The sequence below is a fragment of the Sulfurospirillum tamanense genome, from assembly GCF_016937535.1.
In the GTDB taxonomy this organism is placed as follows: domain Bacteria; phylum Campylobacterota; class Campylobacteria; order Campylobacterales; family Campylobacteraceae; genus Sulfurospirillum_B; species Sulfurospirillum_B tamanense.
The window spans coordinates 120,419-137,332 of sequence record NZ_JAFHKK010000001.1 but is presented as its reverse complement, the minus strand read 5'-3'; the positions used below and the strand labels follow the sequence as shown (position 1 = coordinate 137,332).

At 46.2% G+C, this 16,914-nt stretch carries 16 protein-coding genes, 1 tRNA gene and 1 pseudogene; 8 read left to right on the top strand and 10 right to left on the bottom strand.

Going from position 1 to position 16,914, the window contains the following annotated elements; all coding sequences use genetic code 11:
- Nucleotides 1–65: 65 nt before the first annotated feature.
- From JWV37_RS00785 to JWV37_RS00775, 3 genes are read right to left on the bottom strand one after another with little or no spacing between them, the layout of a single operon-like run.
- Nucleotides 66–2,519 carry an efflux RND transporter permease subunit gene (locus JWV37_RS00785; RefSeq protein ID WP_205457736.1) on the bottom strand — a complete coding sequence of 818 codons (2,454 nt, stop codon included), beginning with the start codon at nucleotides 2,517–2,519 and terminating at the stop codon, nucleotides 66–68.
- Entirely contained in the window at nucleotides 2,520–3,110 is a 591-nt protein-coding gene (locus JWV37_RS00780) for an MlaC/ttg2D family ABC transporter substrate-binding protein (protein WP_205457735.1), read from the bottom strand.
- 4 nt (nucleotides 3,111–3,114) lie between these two features.
- Entirely contained in the window at nucleotides 3,115–3,828 is a 714-nt protein-coding gene (locus JWV37_RS00775; RefSeq protein ID WP_205457734.1) for an MlaA family lipoprotein, read from the bottom strand.
- A gap of 185 nt (nucleotides 3,829–4,013) precedes the next feature.
- Here JWV37_RS00775 and JWV37_RS00770 point away from each other — a divergent pair, with 185 nt between their 5' ends.
- On the top strand, nucleotides 4,014–5,078 hold the full coding sequence (locus tag JWV37_RS00770) for a rod shape-determining protein (protein ID WP_205457733.1): 1,065 nt from the start codon (nucleotides 4,014–4,016) through the stop codon (nucleotides 5,076–5,078).
- On the opposite strand, the gene rimK is transcribed toward JWV37_RS00770, so the two are convergent.
- The 4 genes from rimK to JWV37_RS00750 form a co-directional block, all read right to left on the bottom strand.
- Nucleotides 5,075–5,998: a 30S ribosomal protein S6--L-glutamate ligase gene (rimK, locus tag JWV37_RS00765; RefSeq protein WP_205457732.1), complete on the bottom strand. Its 924-nt coding sequence runs from the start codon at nucleotides 5,996–5,998 to the stop codon at nucleotides 5,075–5,077. The genes JWV37_RS00770 and rimK overlap by 4 nt on opposite strands.
- Nucleotides 5,995–6,432, bottom strand: coding sequence for an ATP-dependent zinc protease family protein (locus JWV37_RS00760; RefSeq protein WP_205457731.1), 438 nt, complete (start codon nucleotides 6,430–6,432; stop codon nucleotides 5,995–5,997). Before JWV37_RS00760 ends, rimK begins: the two co-directional genes overlap by 4 nt.
- Entirely contained in the window at nucleotides 6,416–7,468 is a 1,053-nt protein-coding gene (locus JWV37_RS00755; RefSeq protein ID WP_205457730.1) for a succinylglutamate desuccinylase/aspartoacylase family protein, read from the bottom strand. The genes JWV37_RS00760 and JWV37_RS00755 overlap by 17 nt, the downstream gene beginning before the upstream one ends.
- 63 nt (nucleotides 7,469–7,531) lie before the next feature.
- Nucleotides 7,532–8,065 carry a thermonuclease family protein gene (locus JWV37_RS00750; protein WP_205457729.1) on the bottom strand — a complete coding sequence of 178 codons (534 nt, stop codon included), beginning with the start codon at nucleotides 8,063–8,065 and terminating at the stop codon, nucleotides 7,532–7,534.
- A 184-nt stretch (nucleotides 8,066–8,249) separates the two neighbouring features.
- Between JWV37_RS00750 and JWV37_RS00745 the strand changes: the two genes are divergently transcribed.
- Complete coding sequence (locus JWV37_RS00745) at nucleotides 8,250–8,567, top strand: SUI1 family translation initiation factor (RefSeq protein ID WP_205457728.1); 318 nt, start codon at nucleotides 8,250–8,252, stop codon at nucleotides 8,565–8,567.
- A 19-nt stretch (nucleotides 8,568–8,586) separates the two neighbouring features.
- On the opposite strand, the gene JWV37_RS00740 is transcribed toward JWV37_RS00745, so the two are convergent.
- From JWV37_RS00740 to dnaG, 3 genes are all read right to left on the bottom strand, one after another.
- Nucleotides 8,587–8,662: transfer RNA gene (locus tag JWV37_RS00740), tRNA-Ala, on the bottom strand.
- 63 nt (nucleotides 8,663–8,725) lie between these two features.
- Nucleotides 8,726–9,706, bottom strand: a complete 981-nt coding sequence (locus tag JWV37_RS00735; protein ID WP_205457727.1) for an argininosuccinate synthase domain-containing protein — start codon at nucleotides 9,704–9,706, stop codon at nucleotides 8,726–8,728.
- On the bottom strand, nucleotides 9,684–11,345 hold the full coding sequence (gene dnaG / locus JWV37_RS00730) for a DNA primase (protein ID WP_205457726.1): 1,662 nt from the start codon (nucleotides 11,343–11,345) through the stop codon (nucleotides 9,684–9,686). The genes JWV37_RS00735 and dnaG overlap by 23 nt, the downstream gene beginning before the upstream one ends.
- Before the next feature lie 59 nt (nucleotides 11,346–11,404).
- On the opposite strand from dnaG, the gene JWV37_RS00725 reads away from it, so the two are divergent.
- The 6 genes and pseudogenes from JWV37_RS00725 to JWV37_RS00700 form a co-directional block, all read left to right on the top strand.
- Complete coding sequence (locus JWV37_RS00725) at nucleotides 11,405–12,442, top strand: tetratricopeptide repeat protein (RefSeq protein ID WP_205457725.1); 1,038 nt, start codon at nucleotides 11,405–11,407, stop codon at nucleotides 12,440–12,442.
- Nucleotides 12,420–12,848, top strand: a complete 429-nt coding sequence (gene rnhA / locus JWV37_RS00720; protein WP_205457724.1) for a ribonuclease HI — start codon at nucleotides 12,420–12,422, stop codon at nucleotides 12,846–12,848. Before JWV37_RS00725 ends, rnhA begins: the two co-directional genes overlap by 23 nt.
- 3 nt (nucleotides 12,849–12,851) lie before the next feature.
- On the top strand, nucleotides 12,852–13,538 hold the full coding sequence (gene rnc, locus JWV37_RS00715; RefSeq protein ID WP_205457723.1) for a ribonuclease III: 687 nt from the start codon (nucleotides 12,852–12,854) through the stop codon (nucleotides 13,536–13,538).
- On the top strand, nucleotides 13,535–14,608 hold the full coding sequence (gene aroC, locus JWV37_RS00710) for a chorismate synthase (protein WP_205457722.1): 1,074 nt from the start codon (nucleotides 13,535–13,537) through the stop codon (nucleotides 14,606–14,608). Before rnc ends, aroC begins: the two co-directional genes overlap by 4 nt.
- Nucleotides 14,609–16,630 (top strand): KAP family P-loop NTPase fold protein, encoded by a 2,022-nt coding sequence (locus tag JWV37_RS00705; RefSeq protein WP_205457721.1) that lies wholly within the window; start codon nucleotides 14,609–14,611, stop codon nucleotides 16,628–16,630. It begins immediately after the preceding gene.
- Nucleotides 16,584–16,901, top strand: a pseudogene (locus JWV37_RS00700) (chorismate synthase); the annotation flags it as partial. The gene JWV37_RS00705 and the pseudogene JWV37_RS00700, both read left to right, overlap by 47 nt.
- Nucleotides 16,902–16,914: the final 13 nt, after the last annotated feature.

Genomic DNA, 16,914 nt, shown 5'->3' with positions numbered 1-16,914 from the left:
AAAAAGACGTTAAAAAAAGAATTGAATTGACGAAGAAATTTTCGCATCACCGAAGTTTTTTATGTTTACATGTAAGGTTGTGTTCCCCAAGGGCGAAAAACGATGAGTAAGCGGGGCAAGAGCAACAAGGCACCAAGAAGTACCATTGCCATCACAAGAACGGTCAAAAGACCAAAATAAATAGTAGGAATGAAATTAGAAACCACCAAGATAGAAAAGCCTAGAATGATAGCAAAAGAAGTGTAATACATCGCATACCCAATGCTTTGATGGGAACGCTCCATCGCCGCTTCGTAGTTCCAGTCGTGGGCAAGTTCCTCGCGGAAACGGTGCAAGTAGTGGATGGTGTCATCCACGCCAATCCCAATGCTAATAGCAGCAATGGTAATGGTCATCATGTCAAGGGGTAGCCCAGCCCAGCCCATAAGGCCAAACACAATGCTCATGGGGATGATGTTGGAAACAATGGCGATAAGCGCCACCTTTAAAGAGCCAAACAAAAGCCAAAACATACCAAGAAGCACCAATGCTACAAAGCCCAATGTTGTAATCTGAGATTCGTAGAGGCTTTGGAGCATATTGTTGTAGAGCACCATAAGTCCAGAAAGACGGTGGGTGGCGGTGTCGTCTTCTAGTAGAGCGTCAATGTCGTGGTTGATGCGCGCCAAAAGTGCGTCGCGTCGCAAACCCTCTTGAGAATCTATGACGCGTGTGGAAAAACGCACTTGATTGTGCTCGATGCTTAGGTATGGGTCTAGGATAAGTCCGCGAAAACGAGGAGGAAGTTCATTGTAAAGAAGCGCCAATTGAAAGCTATCTAACTGCTTTCCTTCGTTTAGAATTTTTCCAACGGATAGCAGTGTGCCAAGGGATTGGACACTACCAATCTCAGGTTGCGCGTCAAGGTAAGTATGGATACGTTCAACAATTTGCATTTTTCGCGCGCTAAACCAGTACTCTTCTTTGCTTTGCTTTTGAGCAAATTCTGCTTCAAAATCATCCAGCGCTTCAATCTCTAGTTCTTCTTTTTGAGTAAAAGTGATGAGTACGTCCAAGGGTGTGGTGCCACCGAGCTTTTGGTCGATAATTTCCATGCCTTTGTAAATCTCAGTACTAGATTTAAAGTAGTTAATAAAACTGTTTTCAACCTCGAGCCTACTGGCGCCCGAAACGCCCAAAAGAAAAATAAACCCACTTAAAAGCAAAATAGCATTACCTCGGGTTTTAACAAGATTGGCACACCAATGGGTGAGCGCAAAGCGGGTCTCAAAGGTGCTCACGGGACGTTTTTTGGGCAAGAGGGCAAGAATGGCTCCAAAAAGAACAAACGCAATCACTAAAGACGTTCCAATGCTCACGCTCATCATCCATCCTAGAGTGATAATGGGCCTGATGTTGGAAAAAATGAGTGAACCAAACCCTGCAATAGTAGTGATGATCGCAAAAAACGAAGGCGTTGCCTTGGAGGCGAGGGTGACAAAAACAAGGCGCTGCTGGGAGGTTTTGGTGTAGCGTAAGGCAAGTTCGCGGTAGCGCACCACTAAATGCAGCACAATAGAAACCGTAATGATGAGTTGTAGGGAGATAAAATTAGACGAAATGACCGTCACTTCCCAGCCAAAATAGCCCAATATTCCCGTGCTGGCTAATACTGAATACAAGCAGATGAGCAAAGGAAGCGCCACGAATCGTAGTTGACGGAAAATGGCCCACAGTGTTAGGCTAAGGAGAAGCAGTAGACTCACTCCATAAAAGAGAACATCGTGTTTAACGTAGGTAATAAGGTCATCAGCAATCATATTGACCCCGCCCAAAAACAAACTTCCATAGGGCGCATAATCTTCCATGATGGCACGAATTTGTTTGATGCTTTGGTGTTCGATTTCCCGTTGGGCGTCTCGATGAAATTTAATGTTCTGTAGTGTCTGTTTAAGCTCTTGACGTTGGACAGATGTTGGATGCTCAAGGGCTTCTAGGGCTTTTTTATGTTTTTCTAGCTGGGTGTAACGCAAATCGGGAGTGAGATTAAGAAGCAGTGCTGTGGTGGTAAAATCAGCACTGACAAGGTTGTCTTTGTAAAGAGGACTATGAAGAAACTCTTCTTTTGCAAGAGCATAATCCACCCGCTCGTCTTCTAGGGTTGGGATTCTCTTCACCAATTCGCGCACGGGCAACACAGGGCTTTGAAGTAAAGGAACGTTTAAAATAGAGACCACTGATGCAATGCGGTTTAGGGCAGAGAGCTCATCGGAGAGGTTTTTCAGTGCGTTTAGTGTTTGGGGTGCGAGAAGATCCTCGTGAGGTTTAAATGCAATAACAAGAAAATCGCCTCCTCCATAGCGTTCACCTACGGCGTTGGTAAAGAGTAAGTCTTCGTCATCTTCTAGCATCAAGGTTTTGGAAGAGGCGTCTATTTGGAGGTGTGACGTATATATGCCTAAAAATCCCACGCACAAAGTGACAAGTACAACACTTATAAAAGGGTATGTAATGATTGCGCGAAAAAGGCGAAGGAGCATTTAGGGTTCCAAATCCTCTTGTAGCCATCCGATTAAAGCTTCAAATGGATTGTCTTTTAAAAACCCTTCAAATTGAGATCGGTACGTTTGCACAATGCTTACACCTAAAATATCCACATCATAAATCAGCCATCCTCGCCCTTTGGCATCGTAGAATTTGTAATCTACTTGGTAATTGGCCTCTTTGCTGATGAGTTCTGTTAGTAAAAACACCCGCGTACTAGAGCCAACCACCACATCTTTGGCATCCTTAATGACAGCCACTTCATTAGAATAAAGCTCAAGTTTTTCAATAAAAGAGCGTTTAAGCCTAGCGACAAAGTGGTAGGTGAATTCTTTTTGTTCCGCCCCACTTAAAACGCGCCACTGTGCTGTTCCTAGGCTCAATCTTGCCATGAGGTCAAAGTCAAAAACAGGGTCAAATTCCTCAAAAATTTGACCAGAAAGTATACTTTTGCTAATGTTTTCTTGTTGGAGTAAGTCTGTGACAGATTGGATTTTGTGTTTCATAATGGGCGCTATTTGCTCTTTTTCAATCGCAGCAAAAAGACTAAGGCTTAAGCCCAGTAAGACAATAAAAATACGTTTCATAAGGCTATTCCTGAATAAGTTTTTCGCGGCGTGCTTCATAAAGGTCGCGCAAGTAGGGGTATAAATCAAGTGCGTCTTTGCGCAATGTTTCGTACTGGGGATAGGTTTGAGAAAGTTCATTTAGTCGATAAAAACCCTTGATAGCCAGTGCATCCGTGTCGGTTTTAATGTAAGTCATGGGGCTTACTAGCCAATCACCGGCCATGCCAAAGGTATCGCGCACATTGGAGGGGCCAAGAAAGGGCCAGACAACATGGGGACCGCTGTTTAGACCGTAAGTGCCCAAGGTTTGACCAAAGTCCTCTGCGTGCGTTGGGATGTCCAAATGTGTTCCTGCAACTTCAAAAAATCCACCGACACCCGCGGTGGAGTTAATGACAAACCGAAACAATTCATCGGCGCTCTTGGTGGCTTCTCCTTGAAGCAAGGCATTGATAAAACGCACAGGAAAAAGGAGATTATAAAAGAGATTGCTAATGCCCTCACGCAAGGGTTCTGGAGCAACGGTGGCATAGCCCTTGGCTACAGGAATAAGTGCATAGACGTAAAGATTATCATTGAATTGTGTCATCGCCCTGTTGTATCCCTCGAGCGGATCGTTTTTGGAGATGATGGCAAACTCTTCATCAAACTCGCTTTGGTCTGATGCATAAACAAGTGTTGTTGTTGCGAAAAAAAAGAGCACTAATCCCGCCAAAAATGAAGTTAATTTTTTCACGAAAACCCCTAGAGTACAAAGGAAATGAAGTCTATAAAAGGGACATTATAGCCATATTCGCGAAAGAATTCAAAAACACCCATTGCTGCCTTTACATGTAAAGGTATTTTAAAACACTTTAAACCATTTAAAACGCGATTCGTGTTAAGATTCTTTTGCAAAAATTTAAAACAAGAAGCCATGCCATGCTAAAAAAACTTATGGGACTATTTTCAAACGATATCGCTATTGATTTGGGCACTTCAAGTATTATTATTTTCTCAAAACGCGATGGCGTTGTGCTTAATGAGCCTGCTGTGATTGCCTTCAAAAAAGGGGTTTTGACCAAAGAGGGCGTGTTGGCTGTGGGTAAAGAAGCACAGCTTATGATGGGTAAAACTCCCCAAGCAATTGAGACTATTCGCCCCATGCGCGATGGGGTAATTGCGGATTTTAAAGCCACGGAGATTATGATTCGTGCGATGATAGAACGGGTGTACCAACGCAAACGGTTTATTAAACCACGCATTATCATCTGTTTGCCGCGCGAAGTGACGCAGGTGGAGCGCAATGCGGTCAAAGATGCGGCTATTGGCGCGGGAGCGCGCGAGGTGTTTTTGGTGGATGAGCCCATGGCTGCAGCTATTGGCGCAGCATTGGACGTTACTTTACCTATGGGACACATGGTGGTCGACATTGGGGCGGGAACGACAGAGGTGGGAGTGACCTCACTGGGCGGTCTGGTGCTGTGCAAAGCCAGTCGGGTAGCCGGAGACAGGATTGATAAGGCTATTTTAGATTTTGTGCGCCAAGAGTACAATTTGCACATTGGGTTGCGTACAGCTGAGAGCGTTAAGGTGGAAATCGGCGCGGCTTACCCCCTTAAGGAAAAGCTTGTGGCGACCATTAAAGGGCGCGATAACTTTGGCTATTTGGTGCGTTTGGAGCTTGATAGTGAAGAGGTGCGCAAAGCGATTGCTGAGCCTTTGCGTCAAATGGCTGCGACCATCAAGAGTGTGCTTGAGGTGATGCCAGCAGAACTCGCGGGAGACATCGTGGATAATGGCATTGTGCTTACTGGGGGCGGGGCATTGATTCGAGGGCTTGATTTGTATCTCAGTGAAGCATTGGCACTTCCTGTGCGCGTGGCCCATGAGCCATTGTTGGCAGTAGGAAGGGGTGTGGGAGAACTTTTAAATAACGAAGCGCTTTTGCAGCACGTATTTGGAAGGGAAAAAAGCCACATCCCCTCCAAACACATTCGTCTTTAGGCGCCGATAATATCTCTCGGTTTGCGTTTTTTGGGTGCGGGGGAAAGGTGAAGGCTGGCTTCAATAAAGTCCATGATTTTCCCTGCCACATTAACACCCGTGGCACTCTCTATGCCTTCAAGCCCCGGTGAGGAGTTGACTTCCATGACCAAAGGGCCGCGTTTTGAGGGAATCATGTCCACTCCGCAAATATCTAGCCCCATGGCTTTGGCTGCACTTAGCGCGGTGGCTTTTTCAGCACGACTGAGTTTAACGGCTACGGCAGAGCCTCCTTGGTGAAGGTTGGATCGAAAATCACCTTCCGCTCCTTGGCGCTTCATGGCGCCTATAACCTCGCCTCCTACCACAAACGCTCGAATATCAGTACCCGCGGCTTCTTCGATATACTCTTGCACAAGCAAGTTGACGTTCATGCCATAAAAAGCATCCAGTACCGATTTGGCGGCTTTTTGGGTTTCAGCTAGGACCACACCAACCCCTTGGGTGCCTTCTAAAATTTTAATGACAAAAGGCGTACCCCCGATAAGTTTGATGACGTCCTTGGGGTCTGATTGGTTGGAAGCAAAAACGGTTTTTGGCATGTCGATACCCCGCTTGGAGAGGATTTGCAAGGCGCGCAATTTGTCGCGTGATCGAGAAATAGCTAGCGAGCCGTTAACGCAAAAACTGTCTTGCATCTCAAAATGGCGCACCATGGCTGTGCCAAAAAAGGTGCGCGAAGCTCCAATACGTGGAATAACAGCATCAGGTCTGAGGATTTTTTTACCCCCGTAATTCATAAAAAGTTCGTCTTTCATAATTTCAACAGTAAATTTCAAATAGTCATAAATATGAGTTTCCCACCCTTTGGCACACGCTTCTTCGTACAAGCGTCTGGTGGAATAAAGCGTTTCGTTGCGTGATAAAATCGCCAGTTTCATGGCTGTTTCCTTTGTTTAAATGTATGTTTTAGTGCCACATCTACCAAAAAAAGTCCTTCTAAAAATTTTCTCCCAAGCAACATGGGTTTTGACATGTCGGAGCGGTCGGTCAGGGAGAGTACGATGGGGTAGATGTGAGAATGAATGGAAATTTCCGTTTTTATAAAAGCCCGTTTTTTAGAAATCCCATTGGAGCTTTTGACTTTTTTGAGTGCATAAATAGGAAAACGAAAAGGCTTGGAGACATAACTTGGGTGGTTGACATCAAGTACATGAAAGGAGACGCTATGGTCTTCATGTAAAGCAATGTTGGTGCAATGAAGTGCACTACTGTCTGCACCCGTGTCGACTTTTGCTTCCAATTCTTCTAGTCCAAAAGCCGGTAAAGCAACAAGCTCTACCCGACCAATGATGGCTTTATTCGGAGATGACATGTTGATCCTTTAGTTCCAAAAAGTCGTTTTGACTGATGGCGGCGTCTTGGAAATACTCGATGCGCTCTTCTGCTTTTTCGAGGTTTTCAAAGGCTGCCACGTGAAAGAGTGCGTCCCCTTCTTGTACCAAAGGAATCTCCGTGCGTCCGATGATGATGCCATTGTGGGGTGCGCGGACAAAGCTTGGAGCAGTGGACAAAGGTTTCTCGATGAGGGCGATGACTTCGTCTTTGCTCACCGTGTCCCCAAGGTTTTTTAGCGCGCGCATAATGCCACTCTCACTAGCGCGTACCCAGTTGCTTGATTGGGTGTAAAGGGGGTTTTTGCGTCGCTTTTTTTGGGACTCTTTTTGGGGAAGCATGCCTAGTTTTTTAAGGACTTGGACAATGCCATTTACCCCGATACGCACGGAAGATTCATCGACCCTAAGTGCTTCGCCCGCTTCGTAAAGCAACACGGGAATGCCCGCTTTGTGGGCGCAATAGCGCAAACTTCCCTCGCGGTAAGGAGCATTTAAAATGACGGGGGCTTCAAAGGCTTTGGCAAACTCCAAAAGAGCGCTATCTTCGTATGCTACGCGGGTTTGAGGCAGGTTGGAACGGTGTAAAGCCGCCGTGTGAAGGTCGATGCCAAAATCGCTTTTAAGCACTACTTCATCAAAAAAGGTTTTGGCAACCCGTGAGGCAAGAGAGCCTGTGGAGGAGCCTGGAAAACAGCGGTTGAGGTCACGACGGTCGGGCAAGTAGCGCGAGAGGCTGTTAAACCCATAAGGGTTGACAACAGGTGCCAAGATAAGGGTGCCGCGCAAGCGTTTGAGCAAGGAGACTTCCAATAAACGGCGGATGATTTCGATGCCATTGATTTCATTGCCGTGGATGCACGAACTGATGAAAACCGTGGGACCTTTTTTGCGCCCACGCTTTACATGTAAGGGCAAAAATGCGGGCGTGTTGTACAGGTTTGGCAAGGGGAGAGAAAGCTGTTTTTCTTCCCCTTCGTGAATGGGAATGTCGCCAATGATAAGTGCCGAAGCCACGTATGTTCCTTCAAAAAAAATTACGCTAATTGTACTTTAAAAGTGGTTACATGTAAGCAATCCCTAGGGGATGGGTGAAAGACACTCCATGATGCGCGGGTGGGTTTTCCAAAGGCCACGTACCTCTTTGTGGGCAGCTTTGGCAAATTTTTCCATTTCATTGGCATGGGGGGACTGCTTGCCAAGCGGAAAAAAAGCACCAAAGCCTTGGTCAAGCATGACGCCATTGATGGTGGGGTGCAGCTGGGCGTGGGCGGCTTTGGGGATGTGGATAAGGCAGTGTGCCCAGCTGTTATTTTTAGGGGAAAGAAGCTCGTAGGTATAGGTTTCGCCCAACACAAGCGTCGCTTTGATGAAGGCAGTGGCTTCTTGGCCTGCCTGCTTGAGAGAAGATTGGGGTAAATTGCAGCGGGTCGCTTGCGCCACAAGGCGGTCGTTGGCGCGGTCTTCAGGAGCGTCCAAAAAACCAAGTTGACAGATGGTTTGGCTCCCTTTAGCGTCTTTAAGCACAACGGTGTCGCCATCAACAATTTGCACTAATGTTCCCTCAAAACCCCAAGCTAGCAAAGGCAGCAAAAGCCACCAAAAAATTCGCATCAGTGCTTCCTTTTTTTGTTTAAACTATATCCAAATGACCTTTAGTAAAAGCCTAAACACGCTACAATTACAAAAATATTACGGAGTAAACAATGCAAGCAGTAATCTATTTTTTAGGCGTGATGGTAGCCCTTGGATTGGGCATGTGGGCGATTTTAGGCATCGCTAGCTGTCGGCGCAAGTAATGTTTGAAATGGGTGCAAAACTTGAAGAGCTCTCTTTGGCCCTTCAGGGTAAAGAAGAAAAGGCGGGAGCCAAAGAGGATGCAAAGCCTCAAAAAGCCCACCAACTTGTCTTTCGCTTTGAGCGGCGCAAGGGCAAGCCTGTGACCTTAGTGGGTAGGTTTGCCCTTGAGGAAGAGGCTGAAAAAGAGCTCTTACGCTTTTTAAAAAAGAAACTCGCCTGCGGTGGCACATGGGAAGAGGAGTGGATAGCCCTGCAAGGGGACGTGCAAACCAAAGTTAAAGCGGCACTTGAGGGTGAGGGGTGGAAGTTTCGGTAGTTTAAAATTAATTTTGTGATGGTGGAGTGTAGCGGGATCGAACCGCTGACCTCGACGCTGCCAGCGTCGCGCTCTCCCAGCTGAGCTAACACCCCACGGTTTGGAAGAACGCAATTATAAGTAAAATAACCTTAAAGAGGCTTTACATGTAAGGCCTCTTAGCGGATGAGGTATTTTTGTGCGGCAGCCTTTGAAGGAAGTGGTGAGAGGGTGAAAAAGGTTTGGTTAAAATGTAACGAATAGGACGCTTCGGGCGAGGTTTTGGCGTAGGCGAGCACGAGGCGCAAGGCAAGTTCGCAGTCGGTGGCACTGGCGTGCTTTTCAAGCAAGGCTGTTGGTCCAATCAGTTCACCAAGGTCGATAAAATCGTACTTGGAGTGGCTAAGCTTTTCCAATGCTTCGTTGTCTGCTTCGTCGCGCCCAATCACTAGTTTAGCGCCTTCTGGCAAGCGCAAATGTCGCCCGTGACGCAACAAGACGATGTCTTCAAGGGCAAATTCCCCATGGGCCACCACGTCTTTGATTTTACTGGCAAAATGGGCATGGGTGAGCAGGCACCCTCCTGCGGGGGCTTCGTAATCGTGCAGTCCGTAGGATTTTGCCAGTGCCATTTGTCGTTCGCGGTTGCGTCCGCTAATGTCTAGCAAGCGCGAACGGTCAATCCACCCCTCTTTTTCAGGCAAAGTTTCTTCCATGAGTTTGGCACACAAAGGGCGCACAATCAAGCCTTCGTCGTCTCCCGCGAGGGCGGTGACCGTGTGGATGGCTTTCATGCGTTGGCTCATGGGGCGTTGTCCCACCACTTCGCCCGTGATGATAAACTGCGCACCGTAATGAGGCAAAAGGTTTCGCGCCAAACGAAACATAAACCCATGGCAGTCGATGCACGGGTTAAAGTGTTTGCCGTAGCCGTGTTTTGGGGTAAAAAGCACTTCATCAAGATAGGCTTGGCGAGCGTCGTAGACTTCAAGGGTAGCACCCGCTTGCTCGGCACGTTGGCGCATGAGGGCGTGTTTGGCCTCTCCTGGGCCAAATCCAATGTTTACATGTAAGGCAATCACCTCGATGCCTTGGTCAGTGATGAGCTTCATAGCTAGCATGCTATCAAGCCCACCGCTAAAGAGTGCTAAAGCTTTCATACGGAACAAGTTCTCCCTTTTTAAGTTTAAACATAATGTGCTGAATTTTGCGGATTAAAAAACTTTTGGTCGCAAAATCCAGATGGTTTGCGCGCTTTACCCGCTCTAATTCTTCTTGGTAGTACGCCCCCAAAAAGTGCACCAAAGCCCCTACAAACTCCTCCTCTTGGGCGTAGGGTTTGATGTCTTCCCACAAAAGAATCCGTCGCAAGCTGGGGTGATCAAGCTGACCTGCCAAAAGGGCGCGAAACTCTTCGTAGTGAGTCTTAAACATAGAAGCATCCACGAGGTCAAGAACCGTGTCAATGAGGCTAGGTTCGGCCAAGATGGACTTGATGATGCTCAGTTCCAACACATCTTCAAACACCCTTTTTTGGGGCGCGTTCGTGGCTTTTTTTTGCTGAGGAACACGCACGAGATTTTCTTTGAGTCCGAGCATGTCTGCAAGCATCCCTTGGTAGGCGTTTGCTACCACCGCGGGTAAGCTTTTCAAAAAGGCCGTCGCTTCTTCGAGGGCGCGCTGTTTTTGGAGGGGGTCTTTGAGGTTAAAAGATTTGATAGTCCGCTCAAGGCAAAATTCCACAAAAGGTTGAGGCGCATCAAACAGCTTTGCCAAAAGGGCTTGCTCACCCCGTTGGACCATGTCCGCGGGGTCTAGGCCTTCTTTGAAAATCACCACGCCCCCTGCGATGTTGTGGGTGCTCAAAAGGCGCGAAGCCTTTAGCGCCGCAGCGATGCCCGCCTCATCCCCATCATAGGAAAGCACTACGCTGGGGTTTCCGCGCGAAAGAAGAGGCAAATGCTCGCTGGTAAGGGCGGTGCCAAGAGTGGCAACGGCGGTAGAAAAGCCCGCCTGATGGAGCATGATGACATCAAGGTAACCTTCGGTGACGATGATGCGCTTTTCTTTGAGGATGTGTTCTTTGGCGAGGTGGTAGCCGTAAAGTAAAAAAGATTTGTTAAACACCTTACTTTGGGGCGAGTTGACGTATTTGGCCACGTGGCCTGAGATGGTGCGCCCCCCAAAACCGACGATTTTCCCACTGGGTGAGTAGATGGGAAAGGTGATGCGCTCCATAAATCTGGCATAAGGGCGGCCGTTTTCACCCACGTCTGCCGCACCTACTTCCTTGGCGTCATTGACTGTGAAGCCATGTTCTTGCAAAAAGCGAAGAGTAGCGTGCGAAGGCGGGGCGTAGCCGATTTCAAATTTTTCAACAAGGGCATCGTAGATTCCTCTTTTTTGGAGGTAAGTTTTTGCTTCAGGCTCTTTTTCGAGGCATTGTTGATAGTAGAGGTTGAGGGCTTCGAGCACCTTTTTTTCTTCTCGCTTTTCGCCCATTTTATTGGTGTAGGTGAGGGAGAAATTGTAGATGCTTGCGAGCTTTTCGATGGCTTCGGGGTAGGTGAGTTTTTCGTATTCCATGACGAACTTAATGGCATCGCCCCCAGCGCCACAGGCAAAGCAATGGTAGATTTGTTTAGAAGGGCTTACATGTAAGCTTGGGCTTGAATCATCATGAAACGGGCACAAGCACTTAAAAGCGGCGCCTGATTTTTTGAGCTCAAGGTAGTGTCCCACGACTTCTATGACGTCAAGGCGTTGTTTGAGGGTTTGAATGGATTGTTCGTCTATCATAAGCGCAATTGTACTCAATCTTAGCTATAATCTAGCCCAATTCACGCGAAGGGTAGCTCTTGGAACCGTTTTTTATTGAGTACCGCGATCCGATGTTTGGGATTATTCTGCTGTTTACGTTCGTCTTTATCATCGCCTTTGTGAACTACTGGTGGGGTGTGTTTAAATCCAAAGAAGAAAAACAAAGCATCGAACAATTTATCAAGCGCTTTGAGATTACTACCGACGAAGACGGCTACAAAAAACTCCTTGAAGATTTTGCTGTGCCTACAGAATCCTTGGGACTTTTGGCACATTCTTACACTAAAAGTGGGGATTTTGAAAAGGCTATCGGCGTTTATTTGCTAGCCCTAAAGCGGGTCAAAAACCGCGAAGAAAAGCAGTACATTCTCACCGAACTTGGCACGACCTATTTTAAAGCGGGGTTTTTGCGCCGCGCTTCGGAAGTGTTTTTAGAAGCCTTGCGCCTGTATCCGCGTAACAAAACAGCCCTTAAGTACCTCACGGTAAGCTATGAAAAACTTAAAGAATTTGACCGGTCTTTAGAGGCGCTTGATGCCCTTGAAGAGATGGGCGCGGACGTGGAAGCCCAAAAAGCATACGTTAAGGCAAAGGGTATTTTGGCAGACAAGAGCCTGACTAATGAGGTCAAATTGGCTGCTTTACGTGAACTCAAAGAAAAATTTGCTCTTGCCCAACGCATGGTGTTTGAGTTTTGGCTCAAATACGATTTGCCTATAGACTGGGAAGAAGTTGGTACGTTTGAAGTAATGAAGATTGTAGATTTGTTGTGGTACCTTGACCCTTATTTGGTGCGCCCCGAAGCAGTTACAGCCCCCCTTGCAAGAGCGGTTTTTAAAGCCAGAGGTTATGCCATCACAAGCGATGCGTGCGAAGTGTTTGAGCTGGAAGTGTTGGGTAAACTTCAAGAAGCCGGCTACAAAAACGCGGGGCTTAGCTTTAGCTATTTTTGCGATGCGTGCAAGCAGACCTTCCCGGTGCATTTTTACCGCTGTCCCAGTTGCCATGCCCTTGGAAGTGTGAACATTGAACCTATTATTACGAAAGAACGCCTTGAAACACATCTCCCTTTTTAGTGATGGTTCTGCTCTTGGCAACCCAGGCCCTGGGGGATTTGGGACGATTTTGCGCTATGGGGATGTGGAAAGAATCGTACGCGGACACGAAGCACACACGACCAACAATCGCATGGAGCTTAGAGGGGTGATTGAGGGACTTCGCGCGCTAAAAGAACCTTGCATGGTAAGCATTATTAGCGATTCAAGTTACGTGGTCAATGCCATTAATGGCTGGTTGGAAAACTGGGTAAAAAAGAACTTCAAAAATGTCAAAAACGTAGACTTGTGGCAAGCGTATCTTGAGGTTTCAAAACCCCATCACGTGAAAGCAACGTGGGTGCGCGGACACGATGGGCACGAGGAAAATGAGCGGTGCGATGTGATCGCCAAAGAAGAAGCCACTAAAGCAAAACTATTGGGGTGAACCATGGAAAAGCAAGCCATTAGAGCACTAGAAGAGCGTCTGGGTTATCAGTTTCGGGATAAAAACCTGATAATCGAGGCACTCACACACAAGAGCTACAAAAAATCATACAACAACGAACGCTTAGAATTTTTGGGCGATGCGGTGCTGGATTTGATTGTAGGAGAGTATCTGTTTCGCTCTTTTTTGAATGTCCCTGAGGGGGATTTGTCAAAAATGCGCGCGTCGCTAGTGAGTGAAAAAGGTTTTGAAATGCTTGCCCAACATTTGGGGCTTGGAGATTTTATTTTTATCTCTTTGGCAGAAGAGAACAACAAAGGACGTATCAAAGCTTCTTTGCTTTCCAATGCGTTTGAGGCAGTGATGGGCGCAGTTTATCTGGAGGCTGGATTGGAGTGGACGCGGGAGTTTGTAGAGCGGTTATTGGAAGACGTGTACCCTAAAATCGACATGGACAGCATCTTTAAAGACTATAAAACCACCCTTCAAGAGCTCACCCAAGCCCGCTTTGGGGTGACACCAGAGTATGTGCTGTTGCGCTCTTTTGGTCCAGACCACAAAAAAGAGTTTGAAGTGGCGGCCAAAGTCCATGAGCGTACCCTTTCATGTGCCAGAGGCAAAAGCAAAAAAGAGGCTCAGCAAGAAGCCGCACGTTTGGCGTTAGAGGTTTTATCAAAGGAGAATGGGTGAATCATTTTGGAAAGCGCCTGTGTGTGAGCACCTTTGGGGAGTCCCACGGAGCAGGGATTGGTTGTGTGATTGAGGGAATGCCTGCGGGTGTGCCTTTACATGTAAAGAACATTCAAGCCTGGCTTGAGCGCAGACGTCCGGGTAAAACCCCCTACGCTACGGCACGCAAGGAGAGTGACACAGTCCAAGTCCTTAGCGGGGTGTTTGAAGACTTGACCACGGGTACGCCCATCGCACTGTTTATCCCCAATGAAAACCAAAAATCCAGCGATTATGGCGCGGTAAAAGAGCTTTTTCGCCCCGGTCACGCAGACTTAACTTACTGGAAAAAATACGGCCTCCGCGATTACCGAGGCGGTGGACGCAGTAGTGCCAGAGAAACCGCTGCGCGTGTGGCGGCCGCTGGCGTGGTTGAGGCTTTGCTTGAAGCGCTAAATATCCGCGTGCAAAGCGGGATTTGCGCTATCGGTGAAGTGTTGGGCGAGACCGTGGACTTTGAACATGCCAAGGCAAGCGAGATTTTTGCTCTTGACCCTACGTGCGAAGAAGCTCAAAAAGCGACCATTTTAGCGGCTAAAAATAGCCACGATTCGGTGGGTGGAAGCGCGTTGGTGCGTATTGTTGGTGCGCCCGCGGGACTGGGTGAACCGCTGTATGATAAGCTGGATGCCAGGCTAGCCGAAGCGATGATGGGCATCAACGGCGTCAAAGCTGTAGAAATAGGCGAGGGCATCAACGCCGCGCGCCTTAAGGGCAGCCAAAACAACGACCTCATGAGCGCAAACGGTTTTTTAAGTAACCACGCAGGAGGCATTTTAGGTGGCATTAGCTCAGGTGCGCCCATAGAACTGCGTGTCCATTTTAAACCCACGCCCTCCATCTTTCATGCCCAACCTACCCAAGACATCCACGGAAATAGCGTTACATGTAACCTCAAAGGCCGCCACGACCCGTGCATCGCCGTGCGCGGAAGCGTCGTCGCTGAAGCCATGGCGGTATTGGTGGTAGCGGACATGCTACTGCTGAATATGGGAAGCACCATAGAGCAAGTCAAAAAGCTTTACATGTAAATGAAAAATTCAAGCTTTCCTATTAATGCACATGATGAGGATAGGCTTGGTTTTAGCTCTTTTGCCAAAAGAGTTGCACAGGGAATTTTGAACTACGAACAGCAAGAAGCTTTTGTGATTTCCATTGAGGGAAAATGGGGTAGTGGCAAGACCTCGCTGGTTAACCTCATAGAAAATGAGATTCAAGAAGAGGTTGAGGTGATGCGTTTTAATCCTTGGCTTGTGGCGGATTTGCACCAAGTGGTTAAGCTCTTTTTTGATGAACTTATTACAGTTTTATCTCGCACTTCCTTTGATGTAAAATGGAATGAGCAAATCAAAAAAGACATCAAGACCCTTGTTTCTGTCATTGCACCTGAAAATGTAAGCGTTTCAACAGGGATGCTAAGCGCAACGTGGAAGTTAAAACCCAAATCAAGCCCTTCAAAAACCCAAAGCCTTGAAGCCATCAAGAAAAGCATCAATGGATACCTTCAGGGGCTGAAGAGAAAGATTGTCATTATTATCGATGACATCGACAGGCTTACCGATAAAGAAACAGAGTTTATTTTTAGGCTGGTTAAGGGTATAGCTGATTTTGACAATGTGATTTACCTTCTATTGTATGACAAAGAGATTGTTGCCCGTTCTTTGGAGACATTTAAAAAAGAATCAGGCGAAAAATACCTTGAGAAAATCGTCCAATACCCTCTTTGTGTGCCAAAACCTCATAATGTGACATTGCATGGAGTGTTGCATGAAAAGTTGGATGCAATTCTTGCGAGAGTTAAAGAAGACAGACGCAAAGTATTTTTTGATAAATATAAATGGGAACATGTAATTCGTGATATTGTACCGAAGTATATTCTTACGATGCGAGATGTCTATCTTCTTGAAGGTACTCTCTCTTTTGAGTATCCTATCATTGCTCAAGATGTGAATTTTACAGATTTTTTTCTTCTATCGCTTCTAAAAATAAAAAACAATCGGCTTTACAGTGAGATTAGGGATGACTTTAGCCAATGTGTTGTTAGTCCAAGTTGGAACCTTTTGGACAAAGATAAAATAAAAAAAGAGTTTGAAACAATGACCCAAAGGCATCTTGTTTTTGGTAATGTTTTAAATTTACTTTTCCCTATGCTGGATAGCAGTGAGTTTGCGTATGGTCAAGGCTTTTCAAACAAAGACCATGGAGATAAATACCTTGCTGACCCCTATTATTTTGAAAACTATTTTGCTTTTTCTGTTTCAGATGACAAGCTATCGTATGGTGAATTTAGGGAAACCGAAAAGCTTTTTCAGGGTGACGATTTCGAGGTGTTTAAGCAAGCATTTTTACACCTATATGAGGCAAAAAAAGGTGCGTTTTTTATTGAAATGGCAAATAAGATTACCTTAATACATTCCAAAAAAGAAGAGCAGAAAAATACTTTTTACAATGCCATAAAAATGCATGAATATTTTAGAGTGAAAAACAAAGATTCAACCATTGAAACACCCTTAGACTCGTTATTTTTGCACTTCTCAAAGAAGATGCTTAGTAATATGAATAATGAAGAATTCATGGTTGCCTTTTTCACTGACAATGTAAAGAGTGCAACCCCATTATGGGTAAAAATGGATATCTTTGTGATAATGGAAGGATATGAAGAAGAAGCGAAACAGCGTGTACATCAATATTTGAAAGAAAAATTGGCATTGTTGGATTTTTGGGCGTTTTTAAAAGAGGAGGAAATTTTTCGCTCAGTTCTTGTAAATAGAGAAGAATTTCAGGAAAAATTAGACCAAATAAAAGAAGAATTCAAGAAACTTATTTTCAAGGATAAGGAAACTTTTTTTGCTATTGTAAAAGGAGGAATGTATAAGGAATCGATTTCAAATTCTAAGGAATTTTGTAAATTAATGATTGACTTGAAAGAAATCGAAACCTATATTGAAAGCTTAGATGAAGATTTATTGACAGAAGAAGAAAACGAATTGTTGCAATTATGGAAGGGGCAGCCAAAACAACGACCTCATGAGCGCAAACGGTTTTTTAAGTAACCACGCAGGAGGCATTTTAGGTGGCATTAGCTCAGGTGCGCCCATAGAACTGCGTGTCCATTTTAAACCCACGCCCTCCATCTTTCATGCCCAACCTACCCAAGACATCCACGGAAATAGCGTTACATGTAACCTCAAAGGCCGCCACGACCCGTGCATCGCCGTGCGCGGAAGCGTCGTCGCTGAAGCCATGGCGGTATTGGTGGTAGCGGACATGCTACTGCTGAATATGGGAAGCACCTTGGCGCAGGTGAAAAAGGTGTACATGTAACAAGAAGGAAAAG